14 protein-coding genes are annotated in these 21566 nt (G+C 71.7%); 5 read left to right on the top strand and 9 right to left on the bottom strand.

Translation table 11 applies throughout. The annotated features are described in order from the left end of the window. Positions 1 to 184: 184 nt before the first annotated feature. The 4 genes from J2S22_RS02660 to J2S22_RS02645 all read right to left on the bottom strand — a co-directional run bounded on the left by J2S22_RS02660 (position 185) and on the right by J2S22_RS02645 (position 5874). Positions 185 to 1333, bottom strand: a complete 1149-nt coding sequence (locus tag J2S22_RS02660) for a FecR family protein (protein WP_272780271.1) — start codon at positions 1331 to 1333, stop codon at positions 185 to 187. Beyond that, the gene (locus J2S22_RS02655) at positions 1290 to 1802 is read right to left on the bottom strand and encodes an RNA polymerase sigma factor (protein ID WP_272780270.1); all 513 of its coding nucleotides are present in this window, start codon (positions 1800 to 1802) and stop codon (positions 1290 to 1292) included. Before J2S22_RS02655 ends, J2S22_RS02660 begins: the two co-directional genes overlap by 44 nt. Further along, positions 1799 to 2545: an STN domain-containing protein gene (locus J2S22_RS02650; protein WP_272780269.1), complete on the bottom strand. Its 747-nt coding sequence runs from the start codon at positions 2543 to 2545 to the stop codon at positions 1799 to 1801. Before J2S22_RS02650 ends, J2S22_RS02655 begins: the two co-directional genes overlap by 4 nt. Positions 2546 to 3315: 770 nt before the next feature. After that, a complete protein-coding gene (locus J2S22_RS02645; protein ID WP_272840429.1) occupies positions 3316 to 5874 on the bottom strand; it encodes a hybrid sensor histidine kinase/response regulator in 2559 nt (852 codons plus the stop codon). A gap of 383 nt (positions 5875 to 6257) precedes the next feature. On the opposite strand from J2S22_RS02645, the gene J2S22_RS02640 reads away from it, so the two are divergent. Continuing rightward, positions 6258 to 7688, top strand: a complete 1431-nt coding sequence (locus tag J2S22_RS02640; protein WP_272840430.1) for a sigma-54-dependent transcriptional regulator — start codon at positions 6258 to 6260, stop codon at positions 7686 to 7688. Here the strand turns inward: J2S22_RS02640 and J2S22_RS02635 are convergent. The 4 genes from J2S22_RS02635 to J2S22_RS02620 all read right to left on the bottom strand — a co-directional run bounded on the left by J2S22_RS02635 (position 7642) and on the right by J2S22_RS02620 (position 13088). Then, positions 7642 to 8796, bottom strand: a complete 1155-nt coding sequence (locus J2S22_RS02635; RefSeq protein WP_272780266.1) for an alginate lyase family protein — start codon at positions 8794 to 8796, stop codon at positions 7642 to 7644. The genes J2S22_RS02640 and J2S22_RS02635 overlap by 47 nt on opposite strands. After that, entirely contained in the window at positions 8787 to 10355 is a 1569-nt protein-coding gene (locus J2S22_RS02630) for a glycosyltransferase (RefSeq protein WP_272780265.1), read from the bottom strand. Before J2S22_RS02630 ends, J2S22_RS02635 begins: the two co-directional genes overlap by 10 nt. Before the next feature lie 33 nt (positions 10356 to 10388). After that, positions 10389 to 11567, bottom strand: coding sequence for an HlyD family secretion protein (locus tag J2S22_RS02625; protein ID WP_272780264.1), 1179 nt, complete (start codon positions 11565 to 11567; stop codon positions 10389 to 10391). 132 nt (positions 11568 to 11699) lie between these two features. Continuing rightward, positions 11700 to 13088, bottom strand: coding sequence for a nucleotide sugar dehydrogenase (locus tag J2S22_RS02620; protein ID WP_272780263.1), 1389 nt, complete (start codon positions 13086 to 13088; stop codon positions 11700 to 11702). 457 nt (positions 13089 to 13545) lie between these two features. Here J2S22_RS02620 and J2S22_RS02615 point away from each other — a divergent pair, with 457 nt between their 5' ends. Continuing rightward, the gene (locus J2S22_RS02615; RefSeq protein ID WP_272780262.1) at positions 13546 to 15033 is read left to right on the top strand and encodes a mannose-1-phosphate guanylyltransferase/mannose-6-phosphate isomerase; all 1488 of its coding nucleotides are present in this window, start codon (positions 13546 to 13548) and stop codon (positions 15031 to 15033) included. Between the two features lie 230 nt (positions 15034 to 15263). Here J2S22_RS02615 and J2S22_RS02610 read toward each other — a convergent pair whose 3' ends face one another. Continuing rightward, positions 15264 to 15785 carry a hypothetical protein gene (locus J2S22_RS02610; protein WP_370878163.1) on the bottom strand — a complete coding sequence of 174 codons (522 nt, stop codon included), beginning with the start codon at positions 15783 to 15785 and terminating at the stop codon, positions 15264 to 15266. 548 nt (positions 15786 to 16333) lie between these two features. Here J2S22_RS02610 and J2S22_RS02605 point away from each other — a divergent pair. The 3 genes from J2S22_RS02605 to J2S22_RS02595 all read left to right on the top strand — a co-directional run bounded on the left by J2S22_RS02605 (position 16334) and on the right by J2S22_RS02595 (position 21343). Continuing rightward, positions 16334 to 18124 (top strand): DUF4114 domain-containing protein, encoded by a 1791-nt coding sequence (locus J2S22_RS02605; RefSeq protein WP_272780261.1) that lies wholly within the window; start codon positions 16334 to 16336, stop codon positions 18122 to 18124. A gap of 139 nt (positions 18125 to 18263) precedes the next feature. Next, a complete protein-coding gene (locus J2S22_RS02600) occupies positions 18264 to 19994 on the top strand; it encodes a type I secretion system permease/ATPase (protein WP_272780260.1) in 1731 nt (576 codons plus the stop codon). Positions 19995 to 19999: 5 nt separating this feature from the next. Then, entirely contained in the window at positions 20000 to 21343 is a 1344-nt protein-coding gene (locus J2S22_RS02595; RefSeq protein ID WP_272780259.1) for an HlyD family type I secretion periplasmic adaptor subunit, read from the top strand. The last annotated feature ends 223 nt before the right edge of the window (positions 21344 to 21566 follow it).

Raw genomic sequence — 21566 nt, 5'->3', positions numbered from 1 at the left:
CCAATGGGCGATACTGACGACCGGGCGACCATGAGAAATCCTTCGCGCATCGGCATGCGGCTGGAACGGGACGGCCTCGCGCCTTCCCGGTGACACCGGGAGGTCACGCCCCTAAGACGGATGCTCGCATGAAAACGCGCACGGCGATCGCGCCCGGACCGACACGATCGACCGGCGTTCGCCGTCAGCTCAGCAGCGCGAGCCCGCCGGGCAGCGTCTGGAGGTGCGCCCCGAAGGCCAGCTCCAGGCGGGTCAGGATCTCGTCGAGCCGATCGGTCCGGAAACGGCCGCTGACCAGCCGGCGTCCGAGCTCCGGGTTGACCAGCACGATGCGGCCGGGCCGATACCGGTTGATCTCGTCGACGACATCGACCAGCGGTGTCGCGCGAAACACGACGATCCCGCGCTGCCAAGCGGACGCGACCTCCAGATCGACGGCCTCGACCGACTGAAAGCCGGATTCGTCGTAGCGCACCCGTTGGCCGGCCCGAAGCGTCACCCCGGCGTCGCGCTGGTCGAGGTCGACGACTCCATCGAGGCAGGTGACGCAGACGGAGCGCCCGGCGGAGCCGCCGAGATGACGGACGTCGAACTGCGCGCCGGACCCGATCGTGCTGCCGCCGAGCGCGAGGACCGTCAGGCGCCGGGGCGCCGCGGCCGCCGTGAAGGCCGCCTCCCCGGTGATCAGCTCGATGCGTGCCGTGTCACCGCCCGGCGGTCGCAGGACGATGCTCGTCCGCGTGTTCAGCCGCACCGAGATGTCTTCGCCGAGCGTGAGCTGCCGTTGCTCGCCGACGGCCGTGCGGTGGTCCGCCATGAGCTCGCCCAGCGACGGCCAGAGCTCGAGCGGGGGGTGACGCACGACGCCGGCGGCGACGGCGGTCGCCGCGAGGCCGCCGGCGAGGAACGTCCGCCGTCGGATCGCCTGGTGCCGGCGCACCCCGGCGACGAGCGCGTCGATCGCGTCCGGCCCGGCCACCTGCCGGGCGGCGCCGAGAGCGGTCCAGGCGCCGCGCGCCTCCGCGAAGGCCGCCGCACGAGCGGCATCGCCCGCCAGCCAGTCCCGCAGCGCATCGCCGTCGGCCGCCGTGGCCTGCCCCGACAGCAGGCGCTGAACCCACGTCACCGCGTCACGGCGCAATCGATCGGATACGTCTGGGCGCTCGCTCATCCTGTCCTTCTCGTGCCGCCGGCCGTCGCACCCAGACGCGGAACGACGATCCAGCCTTCTGAAGACATGACGTTCACACGACCGCAGATCCGCACGATGAGGATTGGCATGGCCGTGCTCATGTCTTCGGCGGGCCGGGCCAGCGGGCGGCGCAGTGCGCATGCGCGAGCCGCAGCTCCTTCGACACCAGGCGCAGCGAAACCCCGAGACGGCGGGCGATCTCCTCCCGCGGCAGGGCCTCGACGCGAGCCATCAGCAGCACGGCACGCCGTCGCGGCGGCAGCTCGTCGAGGATGGTCTTCAGGAGGGCGAGATCGGACCGCGCCTCGGCGATCCGCGCCGGGCCCGGAGCGTCGTCGGCGACGTGGAGCAGCGCGTCGACTTCCGCTGCCGACAGGAGCCGTCGATCAGACCGCCTGCGATCCTCGACCGCATTGAGCAAGATTCGGAACAGATAGTTGTCCGGGCTGCGGACCGGACCCACGGCTTCGGCCCGCGCCAACCGGAGCCACGTTTCATGCAGGGCCTCGCCGGCGAGGTCGGCCGACCCGAGCCGCGACGTCAGCCGCGCCTTCAGGTCGTCATAACGATCGAGAAACAGCCGGCGGAGCGCCGCGAGCGTGTCCGTCACGGCGCCCTGCCTCCAGCGCGGGCCGGCGGATCGCAAACCATGGTCATGCCGGGCGCCCGTGGCAGCGCCATGACCAGGACCGGCTGGGCAAATCCGGGCGGCGGCCCGGTTCCGACATCGAGGGTGCGGAGGACCCGATCGACGCTGCGGTCGAGTGCCGGACTGCCGAGGGAGGAGAGCCGCTCGTGGCGCTGCACGGCGCCGGACGGCCCGACCCACAAGAGCGCTGCGATCCGGTGCCAGCCCGGCTCGGTGTCGGCCGCCGCGCACAGCGCCTTGTGCAGGCGATCTTGCAGGCGCCCGTAATATTGTCGCTCGGCGGGGGAGCTTCCCGACCAGGCGGCCGGTGATTGAGGCGCCTCGGGCACGAGCACGAAGGAGCCGTCGGGCAGGAACCGTGCCGTGAGCCCGGTGCCGTCCAACAAGCGGCGTAACGCCTGCTCGGCGGACATGACGCCATGCACGCCGAGCGAGCGGCGTCCCTCCGCCAGTGCGGCGGCATAGAGCACTTCTCGGCCGGAGATGTCACCATAGCGGTCGAGGGCCGTCCCGAGTGGCTGGTCCGCAATCTCGAAGGCGATGGCGGGGGCACCGGTCTCGTCGGCCGGACGCAGCCCGCGCCCCTGCTCCGCCGCCCGTTCTCCGGGCTCCGCCGCCGTTCCCGAGCATATGACCGACACCAAGCCCACCGAGAGCCACGGCAAGACGATGCGCCGTAGCTTCGAAGAAAGTCGAGACCGCACGGACGCGCTCCACCGTACGACGTCGTCGATGGACCTTATGACGGATCGACGAAGGTTTCGTGTCGGCCGATGGGGTGAAATGGACCCCGAGCCGAGGACCACTGGCAAGCAAATGGCAAGCGGCAGCGGCGACTCGAGTGATTTGTGGGCGATCGTCGGCGAGGACGGCGGTCGAGGTCGCCCTGAGAACAAAGTAACCGAGCGGATGCGTCGCGTGGGCGAGCGATGTCGCGATCGGAGACCCCAACGCGGTGCGAGGCATCCGCGCCTGCCGCGCCGCAGCCTCGGTTTTGCTTTCCTCCCGCCCTGCCCGCACCCGGAATCCCAGTGCCGCGCGAAGGCGTGCAGCCGCGGATGCGGCACCACCGTCCGGCTCGCCGCGTCGTGATGCAATAACAGGCCCCGGGCGTCGTCGAGCTGTACCTCTCGGGCCGCCCGCCGAACGCCCGGAACGCGCTCTCCAGCCCGTCGAACCAGTTCTCCTGCCGCTCGTTCCGATAGGCCCGAACGTGCAGCCGCCGCGAAAAGCCGAGCGCCGCCAGGAACAGGGACACCTGCACGGGCGCGCCGCCGGTCGCGACACGCCGCTCGCCGATCGACCTGAGCTCGGCGTGCCCGAGCTGCACCCCGACTTCACCACGACGAGCGTGCGGACGACGAGCTATACCCCCTGTCGTTCGGCTTGCAGCACCTCGAACGGTGGCTTCCCCTCGGCGCCGCGCGAGCCTCTTGGCCGCGCCTGCCGGACGGGATTGCCTCTCGTCGACCCGTCACGCTTCGGCTCGGTCGGCGACGCCGGACTCGGGGGTGGCCGTTTGACCCCACCTGCAAACCGCGCACAGCGCGACGTCCGCCCGTGCGGACAGGGCTGCCGCGCAGCCCGGCACGTCGCCGTCGGCCGCCGCCTCGACACGCCGCGCGGCCTCGGCTGCCGACACGGCGCCGAACTGACCGAACAGCCCGGCCAGGGTGTGAGCCGATCTGCGGATCGCCGTGATGTCGCCCTCGGCCAGACCGCTGTTGATCGTCGTCAGTGATTGCCGCGCATCGTCGGCGAACTGCCGGCACAGGCGCTGGAACCTCTCGTCGCCGACGGCGCCGCGCAGCTCCGCCAGGACGTCGGCCTCGATCTCGGGGCGGCCCTCGGCGTCGGTGTCCGGCTGCGCCGGGGCATCCGGCCGGCCCGCCATCACCCGCTCGATCGCGGCGGCGAGCTCGGCGAACCGGAACGGCTTCGCCAGGTAGTCGTTCATCCCGGTGGCGAGCGCCTTGTCGCGATCGAGGAGCTGCGCGAACGCGGTCAGCGCGACGATCGGAAGCTGCGCCGCGGCGCCGCCGGCCGCCCGCAGCCGACGGGTCGCCTCGTACCCGTCCACGTTCGGCATCTGCACGTCCATCAGCACGAGATCGAACGATCCGGTCGTGGCCGCGGTCACCGCCTCCTCGCCGTCGGCGACGACCTGGACGCGGTGCCCCATCTTCTCGAGCATCGATCGCGCCACGAGCTGGTTGGCCGGCGTGTCCTCGGCGACGAGCACCCGCAGCCGCCGCTGGAGCGGTGGCGGCGGCGCGGCCGCGGCGGCCGGGCGTGCCGTCGCCGCGGCCGGACGGAACGGCAGCTCGAACCAGAAGGTGGAGCCCTTCCCGGGCGTGCTGACGAACCCGATGGTGCCGCCCATCAGATCGACGATGCGCTTGCAGATCGCCAGGCCGAGGCCGCTTCCGCCGGAGCGCCGCGCGAGCTGCTGCGCGCCGCGCTCGAACGGCTCGAACAGGCGGTCCTGGTCCTCCGACGCGACACCGGCCCCGGTGTCGGCGACCTCGAAGCGGATCCGGACATGGTCGGTCGCCCGCTCGGCGACAGCCACGGCCAGCGACACGGTGCCGCGCTCGGTGAACTTCACGGCGTTGCCGAGCAGGTTCAGGAGCACCTGATTGACCCGTCCGGCGTCGCCGACGAGATGCCGCGGGACGTCGTCGGCGACGGCGAACGCCACCTGCTGCCCGGCCGCCGCCGGCTGGCCGCGGGCGATCTCGACCGCGCCGCTCACCAGATCGTGCAGGTCGAACACGCCGCCCTCCACGTTGATCCGACCGGCGTCGAGGCGGGAGAAGTCGAGAATCTCGTTGATGACGCCGAGCAGATGATCGGCGGCGCTGGCGATGATGCCGACCTGCTGGCGCTGCCCCGGGTCCAGCCTGCTGTCGGCCAGCAGGCCGGTCATGCCGATCACCGCGTTCATCGGCGTGCGGATCTCGTGGCTCATCAGCGCCAGGAACTCGGCCTTGACCTGCGCCGCGTGCTCGGCGGCGAGCCGGGCGGAGCGCAGCTCGACCACGTCCGTCTCCTGCCGCATCAGCAGCCGCACGATCCACACCGTCAATCCCAGGAACATCACCGCGAGGACGCCGATCCCCCCGGCCGTGGTCCAGGCGGCCTCGCGCCAGTGCCGGAGCACGATGTCTTCGGTCGCCGTGATGTTGACGACCAGCGGGTAGTCCGGGACGGTTCGCGGCGCCACGATGCGCGGCACGGCGCGACCGCCGTCGGCCAGCCGCGGCCCCGTCGAGATCATCGCGCCGGCCTCGCTGCCGCGGCTGATGATGTCCCGGAACACCGGCTGGTCGTGGAACGACACGCCCATCAGGGCCTCGCGCTCGGGAAAGCGAGCCAGCAGCGGCCCGTCGCGGCGAAACAGCGAGATCGAGCTGCCTTCGCTGACCGTGATGGCCTTGTAGAAGTCCTGGAAGAAGCTGCTCTCCAGGCCGGTCAGGGTCAGGCCGATCATCTTGCCGGACGGGCTGCGGATCTTGCGGGCGAGATAGAACGTCCAGGTGCCGGTGCCGCGGTTGCGGACCGGGACGCTGAGGAAGACCTGGAGATCGGGGTCGGCGACATGGGCCTTGTAGTAGTCGCGGTCCGCCAGATTGATCGGCGGCGCCGGCCAGCTCCGCGTGAAGTTGATCACGTCGCCGTTGGCGCCGACGATGGTCGCGACCGACACCTGCGGAACGCTGCTCGCACGATTGCGGAGGAGATCGAAGACGTGCGCCGTTCCCATCGCCCGCCGGAGGTCGGCGTCGTTGTCGATGCCGGAATCGTTCACATGGTCGGTGATGCTCTTCAGGACGAGGTCCGCCGCCTTCATGCTCTGGCGTGCATGCTCGGCCAGCGTCAGCGCGGTGTTGGAGAGCTCGGCCTTCCGGTGCTCGATCTCGGCGTTGCGCTCCTGCCACAGGCGCAGGACCGCCGTGCCGACGAACAGGACCATGAACAGCATCCCGCCGACCAGGACCGCCAGGGCGCGACCGCTCGGAAGCCGTGACATTCCCGAAAGCGGCGAGGTCGTCGGCATTGTGGATGCTGCAACCCTGGAGGATCGTGGATCCGGCACGCCGTCGCGAGTGAACAGGGAACAGCCGTGGTGAGTCAATGGTCATGCCGGACCGCGGCGACCCGGCGCGCCGCTGGTCGGGCCGGCTCGGCCGGCTCCCGCACGGCGCCGCCGGCCGGGCGCTCCCGTCGGTCACGATCCGATTCTCATTGTTCGGAAGAATCGCCGGCGAGCGGGCCGCAGCGATGCGGCCGGCCATCGCTCTCCGTGCTGGCGGAGCCCTCGGCCATAAACTAGGATTCCGATTGGAGCCGGCCGCCCGGGCCGATGAAATCACGATCGGACACGGCCCTGTCCGGCTGCAGGAGACGCGAGCGATGGCGCCGGAGGTGCCGACGATCTTCGTCGTCGAGGACGTGCCGACCCTCGCCGAGCAGTACAAGCTGTTCGTGCAGAAGGACATCACCTGCACGGTCCGGACCTTCGCGACCGGCGCGACGGCACTGGCCGCGGCGGAGAAGGCCGCGCCGAGCGTCGTCCTGCTCGACGTGCAGCTCCCGGACATGAACGGGCTCGACATCCTCCGGCAGCTCAAGGCGCGCGACATCCCGGTCGAGGTCATCGTCGTCACCGGTCAGGCCTCGATCAGCCTCGCGATCGAGGCGATGCGCGAGAGGGCGTTCGACTTCATCGTGAAGCCGGTCTCGCCGGCGCGTCTGTCGGTCACGGTCCGCAACGCGCTCGAGCGGCACCGGCTGGTCAACCAGGTGGCCGCGCTGGAGGAGGAGTACCTGTGCGACCGGTTCGCCGGGTTCATCGGACGATCGCTCGCGATGCAGGGGGTCTACCGCATCGTCCAGAGCTCCGCCGCATCCAACGCCACCGTGTTCATCACCGGCGAGAGCGGCACCGGCAAGGAGCTGTGCGCGCGTGCGCTGCACACGCTGGGCAAGCGCGCCAAGGGGCCGTTCGTCACGGTCAACTGCGCCGCCATCCCCCGGGATCTCCTGGAGAGCGAGCTGTTCGGCCACGTCAAGGGCGCGTTCACGGGCGCGATCGGCGATCGCAGGGGTGCCGCGCTGCTGGCCGACGGTGGCACCCTGTTCCTCGACGAGATCTGCGAGATCGAGCCGATGCTGCAGGTGAAGCTGCTGCGCTTCCTGCAGGAGCGGACCGTCCAGCGGGTCGGCGAGGAGACGGCGAGGCCGGTCGACATCCGGGTGGTGTGCGCCACCAACCGCGATCCGCGCGCCGAGGTGGCCGCCGGCCGCTTCCGCGAAGACCTGTTCTACCGGCTCTATGTCGTTCCCGTCGAGCTGCCGCCGCTGCGCCAGCGCGACGACGACCTGCTGCTGATCGCCCGGCACCTCCTCAAGCGGTTCGCCAAGGAGGAGGGAAAGCGCTTCACGCGGATGTCGGCCGAGGCCGAGCAGGCCATGCTGTCCTACGCCTGGCCCGGCAACGTGCGCCAGCTCGAGAACGTCGTGCGCGGCGTCGTCGCGTTGAACGACGCCGAGGTGGTGGAGCTCGACATGCTGCCGCCGGAGATGTCGCGGACGGGGGCGCAGCCGCCCGCCGCCGGTCGGGTCGCGGCGAACGGCGACGGACCGCCCGGCCGCCCGGCCGGCGAGCCCGGAGCATCGGCCGGGCGGCCGGCCGGCCGCCCCGTCAGGCCGCTCGACGAGGTGATCCGCACGACGATCGAGGACGCGATCGCCGCCTGCGACGGCAGCATTCCGCGCGCCGCCGCGGCGCTTGAGGTCAGTCCGTCGACGCTCTATCGCCGGATCCAGGCGTGGAACGGGTAGCGGCCCCGACCGGCGCGAGGTCGGCGCGCTCGCGCCGCGGCGTCGCCGCGAAGCAGGTCGTGTTGCCGCCGCTGATCTCGTCGATCAGCGGACGGACGGCTTCGAGCCGCGGCCGCAGCAGGCCGGCCAGCGCGGCACCGTTGGGATGGCTGGGAAACCGCGCCCGGTAGGTCTCGATCCACGCCATGTAGTGCCGGCCGTGGCCGCGCGGGCCCAGGAACCCGAGGTCCTGCACGTCCGGGCGCGAGCCGGGACGCGAGCCCGCCTCGGCGCTCGCATAGCCGGCGACCCGGGCCGGGCTCTCGACCGCCTCGATCAGGAACCGCACGGCGTCGTGCAGCGAGCGGCCGTCGGCGCGGGGCGCCCAGACGTCGTGGCCGAACCTCGCCACGTGCTCGCCGATGTGGACGATCGAGGCGATCGCGTGACGCTGGTACCAGAGGGCACGTGCACCGCGCCTGGTCTCCAGCGGCAGGCTGCCGTCGGCGCGCATGTCGCGCAGCGTCGCCGCCACCATGTCGGCCGCCGCCTGCGCCCGGTCGGCGGCGCCGGTCCGCGCCGCCGTGAGGGCGTCGACCGTGGCGCGCAGGAGAGCGTGGTTGTTGCGGTTGCTGACCGCCTCGCCGTCGGCGCGGCTCCTCGCGGCTCCCGTCGGTGTGTCCTGGATGGCGGCCAGGCGGTCGAGCCAGCCATCGATCGTCGCGCGATCGTGCTCGGCCGCGGCGCTCCGCAGCACGAGCCAGGATCCGAGAAGCCCGATCAGGGCGCGCCGCAGGGAATAGATCGAGTTCGTGTTGCTCTGCTGCGGCCCGGCGTCCTCGACCATCTCCAGGGCGGCGGCGTCGGCCCACCGCCGCAGGGCGCCGACGGCACGCTCGGCGGCCGCACGGTCGCGCAGCCCGTGCCATGCGGCGGCCGACCGCATGACGAGCAGCACGAACGGCTCGGCGCTGCGGTCGGATCCCGGCGACGCCGGCCCGCGCAGGACGCGGACCGGCGGATGCTCCTCGGTCCAGCCGGCCGCCGCGCACCAGTGTGCCGGGTCGGCAACGGCCGTGCTCGCGAGCGAGCAGAGCAGGAGGATCGCGGCGGCGCGCGCTAGAACCACGGGACACCCGTCAGGCTCGCGAAGGTGTAGGCCGAGGGCAGATGGATCACCCCGGAATAGGCGACGATGACGAGCACCAGGGCGGACATTGCGACGACCGTGAGGTAGGCCGCCGCGGCGGTGCGGAGGGTGTCCACAGCCCCGTTGCTGAACCCGGCCTTCTGGTCGCCGCGGTTGGTCCAGCGCTGCTTCGACAGGCGGAACAGGCAGTAGACCTTCACGGCCGCGTTGACGAACTGGTTCACGTAGAGAAGCAGCGGATAGGAGAGGTGCACCTCCCGCGAATGGCACCACAGGACCATGGCCTGCGCCAGCCGGGTGATCAGAATCCAGACCACGTAGGTGACGGCGAAGGCCGGGGTGACGAACACGGCCGCGAGGACCGCCAGGATCGGGCTGACCAGCATGGTCCAGATGGCGATCCGCTGGTCGACGACGCACCACCAGATGAAGAACCCGACCCGGCGCGGGCCGAGTGCGATCGCGCGCGAGCCGTTGCGCAGCATGTTGCCCGACCAGCGGCGCAGGTTCTGCACCATGCGCTCGTACCCCGTGCCCTCGATGTGCTCGATGGTGAGGCTGAGCGCGTCCGGCACGTAGGTCATCTTCGCCCCGTGCCGGAGCATGTAGTACCAGGTGCTCTTGTCGTCGCCCGACAGGAAGCGGAACCGCCCCCACAGCCAGTGCTCGAGATGGTCCTCTTCCAGGATCGTGATGAACTCGGACCGGGTGACGTGGTTGCCGCGGAACATCGACAGCCGGCCCGTCAGGGTCAGCACCTTGCCGGCCAGGGCGTGGCTCTGCATCGCCATACGCCGCTGCGCGAACCGCATGGTGAGCCACAGCGCGACCCAGCGCGGGCCGTGGACGACGACCTCCTCGTCGGTCGTCAGCGCCTGAAGGTCCGGATCCGCCATGAACAGCGGCACGCATTTGGCGAGCATGCCGGGCGCGATGATCGCGTCGCCGTCCATGAACACCACGACGTCGTCGGCGGGGACCCGGGCGCGTCGCATGGCGCGCAGCGCGATGCCGATGGCGTAGCGCTTCCCCGGCCGGTCCTGGCGCGCGATCACCAGGTCGAGATCGAGGTCGGCGGCCTCCCGCGTCACCAGGGCGGCGACGAGATCCTCGTCGGAGGCGTCGCCCGAGCCCAGCCAGATCGTCGCCGGAAGCGCCGTGGCGCGGACCTCGGCGACGATCGAGCGGACCACGTCGGTGGTGATCTCCGGCCGCTCGCGGAAGGTCGTCATCATGAAGTGGACGCGGTTCGGCCGCACGCCGGACGCCCAGACGCGATCGGCCGTGGCCCGCATCATCGGGTAGACGAAGCGGCCGAAGATCCAGGCGCGGACCGCATGGGTGGTCCACCAGCCGAACCGCCACAGGCCGAGACCGCCGATGACGATGACGACGTGGCGGTACACCTCGTCCCAGAGCTGGTTGGGCAGCGACAGCAGCCCGACGACGGCGACGGCACAGTAGACGGCGATGCCGAAGACGGCCTTCGGGTTCCACTTCTCCAGGAACGGGGGCTTGCGGTTCGCTATCGGGGTCATCGGAGGCTCGCGGCTGCGCGTCGGGTCTGCGGGTCAGGGCTGCTTGTCGGGTGGCCTGGACTGGAGCGCCGCGAACGTGGTCGCCTCGCCGCGGCCCCAGCGTCGATCGAACGAGACGATCGCCGGCGTGCCCGCGGTGACGTGACGGCGCGCCGCCGCCTGGTCCGCCTCGGAGAACTCCAGCGTGACGCGGGCCGTGCGGTCGCGGTCGGTGTGGCGCACGCCGGTGTCCCTGGCGAGTTGCCACGTGTAGCGGCTCTCGACGTCGTCGAGATAGCCGCCGTTCCGCTCGACCGCGACGACGGTGGCGCGTGCGCTGATCCGGTGGCCGGGAATGTAGATCTCGGCTTCGTCGCCGATCCCGACGCGGCTGGCCTCGCCCTGCGTCAGGAAGGCGTAGACGATGCCGCGCTCCTGGCGCTCGAGCACCGCGATGGTGTCGCCGGCCTGGACGTTGGCCCCGTCGCGGCGCAGCACGCGCAGCGTCCGGCCGGACGTGTTCGCCAGGACGGTCAGCTCGGCGCGGCGCTGCATCAGCACCCGCAACTCCTCGACGGACAGGGCGATCTCGGTCTCGGCGCGGGTCACGGCGGCATCGGCTTCGGCCAGGCGGCTGATCACCTCGATACCACCGGCCCCGCGTCCGCTCAGCGCCGCGGCCAGGAGCTCGGACTTCTCGCGGCGGATCGTCCTGGACCGGGCCAGCGCGGCCGAGGCCTGCGCCAGGCGATCGGTCGCGTCCTCCAGCCGCGGCCGTGTCGTGTGTCCCTGGGCGAACAGCCCCGAGACCGTCTGCACGCGGTCCTTCGCCGTCTTCTCCAGGTGCTCGAGCGATTCGATCTCGGTGTCGATCCGCTCCAGCTCCGCCCGGGCGGCCAGGACGTGGTCGTCACGGCGCGCCTTCTCGGCGTCGCGCGCCGCCAGCCTGACCCGCAGGTCGTCGCGCGCCCGCTCGACCTTGATCGAGGCGAGGCCGATCATCTGCTCCAGCGCGGGGTCGTGGATCGAGAAGAGCTTCTCGTCCTTCTCGACCGACATGTTCGCCCGCAGCCGCATCCCGGAGAGGACGCCGGTCGCCGGTGACTGCAGCGGCTCGATCTGGCCGCCGACCACGGCGGAATCGACCTCGATCCGCACGACGTTGGCCCACAGCAGGCCGCCGCCGTAGGCGAGGATGCCGGCGCCGGCCAGCAGCCAGAGGGTGGCCGGCATCGCCACCCTGAGCGCCCGTCCGAGCGATCGCGGCGCCGGAGCGGGCGACGCGGCGGGCGGCGGGTCCTGCCGCAACACCGCGGTGTCTTCGCGTCGGACGATCATGTTCGCGACCCCCGGTCCGGGCTGCTGTCACCAGCACACGCCCGCGTAGGCCGCGCGGGAGCGGACCTGGTCGGGCAGGCGCACGAGATCGACGATGGTCTTGCCGGCGGCGGCGTGCTCGACCGCCTCGACGAACTCGCCGGTGCGGTGGCAGACGACGATCACGTCGGCCCAGGCGACCAGCTCCTCGGCGGACCCCTCGAGCACATAGGGCAGGAGGCGAAGCCCGTTGCGCATGTCCGGCTTGGCCGCCTTGGCGTGCGCCGTGGCGAGCGCGAGTCCCTCCGTCGTGACGTTGCTGTCGTAGGCCCGGACCGCGAAGCCACGCACGCTCAGCCGGCCGACCAAGTCGATCTGCGGGCTTTCGCGCAGGTCGTCGGTGCCGTCCTTGAAGGTGAGACCGAGAATCCCGACCCGGCGTGCGCCGCTCTTCTCGATCAGCTCGGCGGCGTGACCGATCTGGCAATCGTTGCTGCTCAGGAGGCTCTCGATCAGCGGGACGCGCACGGCGCGACTCTCGGCGAGGCCCTGCATGGCGCGAACGTCCTTCGGCAGGCACGAGCCACCGAAGGCGAAGCCCGGCTTCATGTAGTAGGCGGACAGGTTGAGCTTCCGGTCCTGCACGAAGATGTTCATCACGTCGTGGCTGTCGACGCCGACGGTCCGGCAGATCCGGCCGACCTCGTTGGCGAACGAGACCTTGACGGCGTGCCAGGTGTTGTCGACGTACTTCACCAGCTCGGCGCTCTCGATGCTGGTGCAGACGAGCGGTGCCTGGATGGCGCCGTAGAGCGCCGCCAGCATCTGGGCGCTGCGGTCGTCGTAGCCGCCGATCACGGTCTTCGGCGGCGCGAAGAAGTCGGCGATCGCCACGCCCTCGCGGAGGAACTCGGGGTGGAAGCAGAGACCGAAGTCCTCGCCGCAGCGCTTGCGCGACTCGGCCTCGAGGATCGGCAGCACGACGTTGCGGGTCGTTCCGATCGGAATGGTGCTGCGGATCACCACGAGATGATAGTCGTTCTTGGCCGCGAGTGCGCGGCCGAGCCCGGCCGCCACGGCCTCGAGCGCCGTGAGATCGACCGAACCGTCCTCGTCGCTCGGCGTGCCGACGCAGACGAAGGTGATGGAGGTCCGCGCCACCGCCTCGGCGATGTCGGTCGTCGCCGTCAGCCGGCCCTCCCGGACGCTCGTCCCGATCAGCGAGTCGAGATCGGTCTCGAGCAGCGGAGCGCGTCCGTCGCGGAGGCTGGACGTCTTGCGGCTGTCGATGTCGACGCCGACGACCTGATGGCGCAGCTCGGCGAAGCAGGCGGCCGACACGGCGCCGACATAGCCGAGGCCGACGACTGACAGCGGCGGATGCGACAGCACGGCGTTCTGCTGACTTGCGGAAAGGCCGACGTTAAAGTCTGACATTGGAAGCTCCTCTTCGCCCGACCATCGGGGACGTTGCGGAGCCGTACTCAAGAGCCGTGCCAGCATGCCCGGACTCGGAATCTCAATGGCTTGGGGGCGGCGCCGGCCGCCGGCCCGGCGCGTCGGAGCGGCGCCGTTGCATCCTGCAACGGAAAGCTTCGCGTTCTGCGAATTCCGTCTCGCCGAATGCGACGAGACTCAGGAGCGCGGGCTGCACAGGGGTCGCCTGTCTCGGCACCGGCCGTGATCGTCTCGTCCGCCCGCGCGCCTGCGCAGCAACGACAAGAGACGTGCGCCGTGACAGTTCGTGAGACGGCGCGCCGGAGGCCGCCGTGCGCGGTCGGATCCGCATGGCGCGGCCGGTCGGCGGCCGGGACGACGCGCGCGTCCGGCCGCTGGCATGCTCCTTGCGCTCGACCTGATCAGGTGAACCCCTCGACGATCAGGAGCCGATTCGATGTCCGACGATCTCACCCACGTGATTCCCGTGATCCTGTGCGGCGGCAACGGGTCCCGCCTGTGGCCGGTCTCGACCGCCGCGCGCCCCAAGCAGTTCCAGACGATGGTCGGGGAGCGCAGCCTGCTCGAGGAGACCGTCGAGCGCATTCGGCGCATCGGAATCGGTCGCGCACCGGTGCTGATAGGAAGCGAGCGGCACGCCGCCGAGCTCGACGCGGTCGCCCGGCGCTACGGCGGCACGGCGCTGTTGGAGCCGGTCGCCCGCAACACCGGACCGGCCGTGGCGCTTGCGACCCATCTCGCCCTGCGCGAGGGCGGCAGCGAGGTCGTCCTGATCCTGCCGGCCGATCACTTCGTGAAGGACGAGGTCGCCTTCGCCGAGGCGCTGCGCAGGGCGGTCGGAGCCGCGGCGGGCGGGCGGATCGTCACCCTCGGCATCGTGCCGGACCGCGCGGCCACCGAATACGGCTGGATCACGCCGGCTGGTCCGCTCGGCGACGGTGCGGCCCAGATCGCCGCCTTCGTCGAGAAGCCCGACGCGGAGACGGCCCGCCGGCTGCTGAGCGACGGGCGGCACTTCTGGAACGCCGGCATGTTCGTGGCCAAGGTCGACACCCTCGCGGCGGAGTTCCTTCGTCACGAGCTCGCGATGTTCAATCTCGCCGGCGACGCCGTGCGTACCGCACGCCGGCGCGGCGCGAGCGTGCGTCTTTCCACCCGATTGTGCTCGCGCTTCCACTCTGTTCCCTTCGACGTGGCGATCATGGAGCGGTCGCGGCGCGGCGCGGTCGTGCCCGCGCCGATCGGCTGGTCGGACATCGGCTCCTGGGACGCGGTGTGGGCGTGCCTCGGCAAGGACGACGGCGGCAATGCCACCGCCGGCGACGTCGTCCTGGTCGACACGCGGGGCGCGCTCGTGCGGTCGCAGTCCAAGCCGATCGCGGTGATCGGCCTGGAGGACGTCGTGGTGGTCGAGAGCGAGGACGGCATCCTGGTCGGCGCTCGCGACGCGGCCCAGACCGTGAAGAGGATCCCGGACCTGGTCGGCGCGTCGCCGCAGGCGGAGCCGGTGACCGGAGCGGCGGTCCGCGACCCGGAGGCTCTCCGCCCGTGGGGCGCCTACCGGGCGCTGGACCGCGGCCGGACCTTCCAGGTCAAGCACATCACGGTCGTGCCCGGCGGCCGGCTGTCGCTCCAGTATCATCATCATCGGGCCGAGCACTGGGTCGTGGTCGCAGGCACGGCGCTGGTGGAGATCGACGGCGTCGAGCGGATCCTCGCGGCGAACGAATCGATCTATATTCCGCAGGGCGCCACGCACCGGCTCACCAATTCCACCGACGCGCCGCTGCACCTGATCGAAGTCCAGTACGGCAGCTACTGCGGCGAGGACGACATCGTGCGGCTGGAGGACGTCTACGGCCGGGCCGAATCGCCCGCCGGCGTATTCCGCCAGGTGACGGAGTCCGCACCCGCGGCGGCCTGACGGTCGCGATTGGACAGACCGCGGTCCGGGCCGCTCCGCAACTGATTCCGACGATTCTCGCATCGTCGGATCGGCACGAGCATGGATCGGCGGCTCGGTGATCGGTTCGAGGTTTCGGCCGTGATCCGGGCCGTTGCGGCATCGAGGTCAGGCCGCCGCGAGGTGGCGAGCAGATCGCGGAAATCGAACTGACGACGCCTGAACCCGTCAGCCATGTCTCCGAACAGCCGTCAGCCATGTCCTCGGACTGACCCACTCGGCCAGGTCGAGCCGCTCGCGGTCCCGCTCCCGACCGACATCCGCAGGTCGATCAGCCCGGCGTCGTCGGCGTGCCGCCGGATTGCGGTGTCGCGGCGAGTCCAGCGGTCCGCGCCGACGTCGCGGTCGAGCGATGCGCACAGGTCCCGCACGGTCTTGGGGCCGAGCTCGATCGTGACGAGGCGCTCGGCGCGCTCCCGCATGCCGCGGGTGATGTAGTCCCGGCTGACGACGACGTCGCGGCCGTCCTCGGCCCGACCTCGCACCAGCAGATGGACGTGGGGGTTGTCGGTGTTCCAGTGCTCGACCGCGACCCGGTCGAGCCTCGTGCCGAGATCGCGCTCCATGTCGGTGAGGAGATCGCGCGTGAACGCCTTCAGGTCGGTCAGGTCGGAGGCCTCTTCCGGACTGACGACGAAGCGGAAGTGGTGGCGGTCGCCGGCGCACCGCTCGACGAAGCTCTTCTCGTCCGCCTCGCCGCCGGCGTCGAACATCCGCGCTTTCGCCGTCCCGGCCGACACCCTCGCGCCGGAGGTCCGCGACATGGGCGGAGAGCGGCGCCGCCCGGACCGCAGCCGCTTCGATCGCCCTGCTCGCCTCGCCCGGGTGCAGCGTCGCGCGTGCGCGGCCGGCGCCGACCGGCGGCCCCGCCGCGGTTCCGCCCTCTCGGCCATGGTCGGCGGCGGGCATTGCATTCCGCCACGCCAAGCGCGCGCCGGTTTCGCAAAACGCAATGCGGTGCGATCGGTCTCCCGCCTGATCTCCTGTGTTTTCAGCGGCCAGTCGGCGTCCGGTCGCTGGCATGTCGGTTGCTGTCACTGCTCCGGGCAACCGGCCGAAGGCGAGACGCCGCGCGACGACCGACCGACACGCCGGCTGCGGCCCCGATCGGGCCGGCGGCGTGTCGGCGACCGGACGTCGCGCGGCTCGGCACCCCTGTCCGGATGGGCCCGATCCCGCCGTGGACTCTCGCTCCACCGTCTCGCCGCGACGCGGTCCGACGGACCGACGAACTGCGGCAACCAGCGCAACGAGGATGATGATGTCTGAGGTGATGCAGAGCCCGGTCGTCGGGACGAGCAAGGACGACACGCTGAAGGGAGGGGCGATCGACGAGCTCTTCCTCGCCCGGCAAGGCGCCGACGTCGTCCAGGCCGCCGCCGGCAACGACCGCGCCTTCGGGGGCCGCGGCAACGACACCCTGTTCGGCCAGGCCGGTAACGACGTGATGTACGGCGGCGGCTCCGGGCCGTCGCTCGCCGAGCTCGATCGGCTGGTCATCGATCAGGACCACCAGGGCTCGGTCGCCTTCCTCGGCGAGACCGCCGGCTACGCCAACTCGCTCGGCTGGTACAAGGTGGTCGACGGCGAGATCGTCGACGTTCAGGTGCTGTGGAGCAACGCCAGCCTGAAGGGCAGCGGCGGCAGCCTCTCGGCCGGCGACAGCAAGACGCTCGACCTGCGGGCGGGCGACCAGATCGGCTTCTTCATCGTGTCCAACGGTGCGGCGCTGAACGACTTCTCGAAGTTCACCGACGGCCGCTACGAGTTCCGCGACGCCGACGGGAAGCCGGCCACGCTGGACACGGCGAACCCGAAGCTGTGGTTCGTCGGCGGCGACGGCAAGGCCGTCCAGGTCAAGGGCGACGGTTACCACACCGCCGCCTACGGCGAGACCCTGCCGCTCAACAACGACGGCATCCTGCACACCGTCGGCCTGGTCGACGCCAGCAAGGGCATCGTGCGCATCGGCTTCGAGGACCTGAAGGGCGGCGGCGACCGCGATTTCGACGACGCGGTGTTCTCGGTCGACATCGGCACGGCGAACGTGAAGGTGCTGAGTGCGCACGGCACCACCGGGGCGGACGCCGGCGACGGCAGGCCGGCGGGCTCCGGCCCGGCGAAGCCCTATGTCGAGGGCACCGAGAACGACACGCTGTACGGCGGCGAAGGCAGCGACAAGCTGTACGGCCGTGCCGGCCACGACAAGCTCTTCGGCGAATCCGGCAGCGACGAGCTCGACGGCGGATCGGGCGACGATGTGCTCGACGGTGGCTCCGGCGACGACGTCCTGCGAGGCGGCGCCGGCAACGACACGCTGGCCGGCGGCGCCGGCAAGGACACGCTGTCCGGCGGCTCCGGCGAGGACCGGCTCGACGGCGGCGACGGCGACGACACGCTCGACGGCGGCTCCGGCGACGACCACCTGCAGGGCGGCACCGGTGCCGACAAGCTGGCAGGCGGGGCCGGCAGGGACACCCTGCTGGGCGGCACCGGCGACGATCGTCTCGACGGCGGAGCGGACGACGATTCGCTCGACGGCGGCACCGGCGACGACGTCCTGATGGGCGGCTCCGGCAACGACAAGCTGGCGGGTGGGTCGGGTCGCGACTCGCTCGACGGCGGCGCCGGTGACGACCATCTCGACGGCGGTGACGGCAACGACACGCTGGCCGGCGGGGCCGGCGGCGACGTCCTCATCGGCGGAAGCGGCACCGACCGTCTCATGGGCGGCAGAGGCGACGACGTCCTGATCGGCGGCCAGGGCAAGGACACGCTGAGCGGCGGCGAGGGCAGCGACACGTTCGTCTTCCGCCCCGCCGACGGCGGTTCCGGCGTCGACGTGATCACCGATTTCGAGATCGGCGCCGATCACATCGACGTCTCGGCCTTCGGTCTCGTGAACGGCGTCGAGGACGTCTCGTTCGCGATGACCGCCGGCGGGCTGGACATCCTGCTCGACACCCACGCCGGCGCGCCGCTCTGCGTGGCGACCGTGAAGGGCCCGCAGGAGATGCTCGCGCGAATGGGGCACGACAGCTTCATCGTCTGATGCGGCAGGCCCGGCGCCGGCGGCGGCTGCCGCCGCCGCCGGGCGCCTTCTCCACCACCCGCGATGGGCACGTCCGGCTGGCGGACGGCGTGTCCCCGCCGCCGGCCGGGAGCCGGCCCTCGACGACCGGTGAACGACCATGTCCAGCTGCTCGCCCGAGACCACGTCCCTCCCGGCCGCCATGATCGGCTGGTGTCGCGGCACCCTGGTCGGCCTGGGAATCATCACCGCCGTCGTCAACCTGCTCGCGCTGACCGGCTCGCTCTACATGCTTCAGGTCTACGACCGGGTGCTGGGCTCGCACTCCACCGCGACTTTGCTGGCGCTCACCCTGCTGATGGCGGGACTGTACGGCTTGTACGGCGTTCTCGACGTGATGCGCAGTCGCGTGCTGGTGCGGCTCGGCGGGCGCGCCGACCGCGGGCTGCGCAAAGGCGTCTTCGACATCGTCCTGGCCTCGCCGCTGCAGGGCCGGCCGATGCTCGGCCTGCAGGCGGTGCGCGACCTCGACCAGGTTCGCGCCGCCGCCACCGGGCCGGGACTGGTCGCCGTTTTCGACGCGCCGTGGCTGCCGGTGTTCCTGGCGATGCTTTTTGTCCTGCATCCGTGGCTCGGATGGCTCGCCGTCGCCGGCGCCGCCGTGATGGTGGCGACCGCCGTGACCGCCGAGCGGCGGGCGTCCGCACCCGCCGAGGCGCTCGAGGCCAGCGCCACCCGACGCATGGCGCTGCTCGACCTCGCGCGGCGCAATGCCGAGGTGGTGCGCGCCCTCGGGCTCGCCCCGGCCCTGCGACGCCGCTGGGAGGCCGCCAGCGAGGACCATCTGGCAGACACCGTGCGGGCCGTCGAGGCGCCGGGCTCGCTCGCCACCTTCGCGCGGGTGTTCCGGATGGCGCTGCAGTCGCTGATGCTGGGTCTGGGCGCCTGGGTGGTGCTTCGCGGTGAGGCCACGGGCGGCATCATGATCGCCGCCTCGGTCATGACCGGCCGCGCCCTGGCGCCGATCGAGACCGTGACGGCGCAGTGGCGCAGCCTGGTCGCCGCCCGCCAGGCCTGGCGGCGGCTCGGCGCCGCGATCGCGCCCACCGCCGCGGCGCCGCGGACCGACCTGCCGGCGCCGCGCGCGACGCTCACGGTCGAGTCCCTCGTCGTCGTGCCGCCGGGCGCCGAGAAGCCGACCCTGCACGGGATCACGTTCGGCCTGAAGGCCGGCGACGGGCTCGGGATCATCGGTCCTTCGGCGTCGGGCAAGTCGACTCTCGCCCGCGCCCTGGTCGGCGTGTTCGCGGCCCGCCAAGGAACGGTGCGCCTCGACGGAGCCACGCTCGACCAGTGGCGGCCGGAGACCATCGGGTCGCACATCGGCTACCTGCCGCAGGACGTCGAGATCTTCGAGGGCACCGTCGCCGAGAACATCGCCCGGCTCGACGACCGGCCGGATTCGGCGGCCGTGATCGCTGCGGCGCGCGCGGCGGGGTGTCACGACATGATCGTGGCGCTGCCGCGCGGCTACGACACACCCGTCGGCCCGGCCGGTGCCGTCCTGTCGGCCGGTCAGCGCCAGCGGCTGGCGCTCGCCCGCGCGCTCTATCGCGACCCGTTCCTGATCGTGCTCGACGAGCCGAACGCCAATCTCGACGCGTCCGGCGAGGCGGCGCTGAGCGCGGCGATCGCCGCCAGCCGCCGCCGCGGCGCCGTCGTCGTCGTCGTCGCCCATCGGCCGGCCGCCATCGCCGAACTGGATCAGCTCCTGGTGCTGAACGAGGGCCGCCTGCGCTCCTTCGGGCCGCGCGACAAGGTGCTGGCCCAGACCACCCACTCCGCATCGCCGACGCTCGCCGTCGTCGGCGGCTCCAGCCGCGACGGATGACCGACATGCGCCTCCCCCTTCGTCCCGCCGACGATGTCGACGGCGTCTTCAGGCCGCTGCGGATCGGCCTGCTCACCTGTGCCGTGGCCGTGGTCGGCCTCGGCGGCGCGGCGACCGTCGTCGAGATCGCCGGTGCCGTGCTGGCCCGGGGCACCGTCGTGGTCGAGGGCTCTCCGAAGAAGGTGCAGCACCCGACCGGCGGGGTCGTCGGGCGGATCCACGTCGCGGAGGGCGCGGCGGTACGCGAGGGCGACGTGGTCCTCACCCTCGACGACACCATGACGCGGGCCAACCTGATGGTGCTGGTGCGCCAGATCGACCAGATGGAGATCCGCCAGGCGCGGCTGACCGCCGAACGCAACGCGCACGCCTCCTTCGACCTGCCCCCGGCCCTCGTTCCGCGCGCCGCCGACAACGAGCTCGACGACCAGTTCGCGGCGGAGCGGCGGCTGTTTGAATCGAGGCGCGAGGCGAGGGCCGGTCAGAAGGCGCAGCTCGGCGAGCGCGTCGCCCAGCTCGAGCAGGAGGTCACCGGGCTGATGCAGCAGAAGGACGCCAAGGACCGCGAGATCGAGTTCGTCGGCCGCGAGCTCGAGGGCGCCCGCGTCCTCTGGGAGAAGAGCCTGCTTCCCGTCACCAAGTTCACAGCGATCCAGCGGGATGCGGCGCGCCTCTCCGGCGAGGCGGGCCTGCTCGTCTCCCAGGCCGCGCAGGCCCGGGGCCGGATCGCCGAGATTCGGCTGCAGATCGAGCAGATCGATCAGGACCTGCGGGCCGAGACCATGCGCGAGCTGAGCGAGCTCCAGGCCAAGCTGGCCGAACTCGCCGAGAAGCGCATCGCGGCCGAGGACCAGCTTCGCCGCGTCGAGCTGCGGGCGCCGCAGGCCGGCATCGTGCATCAGCTCGCGGCGCACACGGTCGGCGGCGTCGTGGCGGCCGGCGAGACCCTGATGGAGATCGTGCCGCAGGACGATGCCCTGGTGGTGGAGGCCCGGCTCGCCGCCGCCGACATCGATTCGGTGCGGCCCGGTCAGCGCGCTTGGGTGCGGTTTCCCGCCTTCAGCCAGGACACCACGCCGGAGATCGAGGGCGTCGTCCAGCGCGTCTCGGCCGATGTCGTCCGCGATCGCGGCGGCGCGCGAAACTCGGCGCCGGCCGCAGCGCCCGGCCAGGATCACTACATCGTCCGCGTCCTACTGCCGGCCGAGATCCGGACTCCAGCGCACCGGGTCGCCCTGCTGCCGGGAATGCCGGCCGACGTCCATCTCGGCACCGGGGACCGGACCATCCTGTCCTATCTGGTGAAGCCCTTGCGGGACCAGCTCGCGACCACGTTCCGGGAACGATGAGCCCGACGGCAGGGCTGTCATGACCGGGACCGACAACCGCTGGGCCCGCGAGCACTGGCAGAAGGTGCAGCTACGGAACCTGCTGACCCACGCGGTGCAGCGCTCGCAGTTCCGCGCGTCCGCATTGCCGCCAAGCCGGGCGAGGCATGGCTCGCCGCCCTGCCCGTGCTGTCGCGCGCCTGCGTGCCGCATCAACTCGTGACCGAGGGCGCACTGCTCGGCC

It is taken from the genome of Rhodoplanes tepidamans (assembly GCF_030813915.1).
In the GTDB taxonomy this organism is placed as follows: domain Bacteria; phylum Pseudomonadota; class Alphaproteobacteria; order Rhizobiales; family Xanthobacteraceae; genus Rhodoplanes; species Rhodoplanes tepidamans.
This window is presented reverse-complemented; position numbering and strand designations above follow the sequence as displayed.